We start from the raw sequence: 1,629 nt of genomic DNA, 5'->3' as shown, positions 1-1,629 counted from the left end.
CTCACGGCCCAAACATCAAACGGCGTCGGCGGACAGCCCCTGTACCGATTTTCACGCCTGCGGGGCGTCACCGCAGGTGAACGGTCGACTCCTATCGTTGGTCAAGCGGCGGTGAGCCAGTCGCGGTAGGAGGCGGCGAAGGCATCGTCGCGGCGATGGCCTCGTTCGATGTTGGAGATGACGGCAGGCCAGACCCCGAAGTGGTTCGCGGCAGCGGTGAGCGTGATGTTCTTGGCTTGGCGGGCCGGCCTGAGGTCAGCGATCTCGGGAACCGTGACCGTCGTGGTGAGGTAGCGGAAGATCTCCCGCGCGATGGCGCGTTTGAGGAGGCGAATGATCTCCTTCTTCGTCCGCCCGGCTTTGGTTTGCCGTTCGACGTAGTCGCGGGTGTGCCGGTCACGGGCCATCCGGACGAGTGCGATCCGGTAAAGGGCCGCGTTGGCCGCGCGGTCCCCACCGCGGGAGAGCCGGTGACGGTTGGACTTGCCGCTGGAGGCGGGGACCGGGGCGGCGCCGCACAAGGCTGCGAAAGAAGCCTCGGTGCGCAGGCGGTTGGGGTTGTCGCCGGCCGTGATCAGCAGCTGTGTCGCGGTGTCAGGACCGACTCCGTAGGCGGCGCGTAAGTCCGGGTTGAGATGGGTGACCAGGGCATCCAGCGCCGCGGTGAGGGTGTCGTGCTCCTCGGTCAGGTTCTTGACGCGTCGGGCGAGCGTTCGCAGAGCGGTCAGGATCGGGACCCGGGCGGGGTCGTCGCCCAGACGGAGGCGGGTGAGGGCTTCGATGCGCTTGTCGCCTTGCAGCACCTCGTACTTCACCCGGATGTCGTCGGGCGCGCTGATCAGGATGTGCCCGATCTGGTTCAGCGTTGCCGTACGGGCCTTGATCGCAGATCGTGCGGCATTGTGCAGAGACCGGATTCCGTTGATGGCATCGCCCTTGGGGGCGCTGGTGGCCCGGCCGGAAACGACCGCGCGGGCAGCGGCGTAGGCGTCGATGGGGTCGGACTTGCCGATCCTGCGGCGCTCGGCCTTGTCTGGCCGGTTGACCTCGACCACGGTCAGACCAGCGTGCTGGGCCGCGTGAGTGAAGCCCGAGCCGTAGGAGGAGGTGCCCTCCACCCCTACTGCGGCAATGGTGCCGTGTGCGGTCAGGAAAGCAATCGCAGCCTTGTAGCCGGCGGCCGTTGTGGGAAACTCGGCGTCGGCGAGATGCCCACCGTGGTCGGTGACCACACCGACGTGAATAGTGTCGGCGTGCGAGTCCACCCCGCCGACCACTATCTCCTCAACAGCGTCCGCAGTGTCTGTTCCTGTCATGCTGGAGATGCCTTCCTCACCGGAGGTGACTCCGGCCGGATGGGGCAGACAGGACAGTGAGGGGGCCTCTGGCCAGGCTCCTATTAGGTCATGATCCACCCGGCCGGAGCCTCGGGAAAGGGACCCCGGCAGCCGGACAGACCAAGGTAGAGACAGCCCAGCAGGGCGTCAGTCAGTGATAGAGCCACGACCACCGGGCACCCGGATACCACTATCACTGTCGGTGATGGTCGAAATGGTCTGGCGGGAGACGTCGGTGCCATAGACCTGGGCCAGGTGGGCCTGCACCTCACCGGTCGTCAGGCCCTTCGCG

General features: G+C 66.7%; 1 protein-coding gene and 1 pseudogene. Both read right to left on the bottom strand.

Translation table 11 applies throughout. The features are described from left to right. Nucleotides 1–101: 101 nt before the first annotated feature. Complete coding sequence (locus AB0D12_RS41280) at nt 102–1,316, bottom strand: IS110 family transposase (RefSeq protein ID WP_362695237.1); 1,215 nt, start codon at nt 1,314–1,316, stop codon at nt 102–104. 219 nt (nt 1,317–1,535) lie between these two features. Further along, a pseudogene (locus AB0D12_RS41275) lies at nt 1,536–1,629 on the bottom strand (transposase); the annotation flags it as partial.

Source organism: Streptomyces sp. NPDC048479 (genome assembly GCF_040651435.1).
Classification (GTDB): Bacteria; Actinomycetota; Actinomycetes; order Streptomycetales; family Streptomycetaceae; genus Streptomyces.
This window is presented reverse-complemented; position numbering and strand designations above follow the sequence as displayed.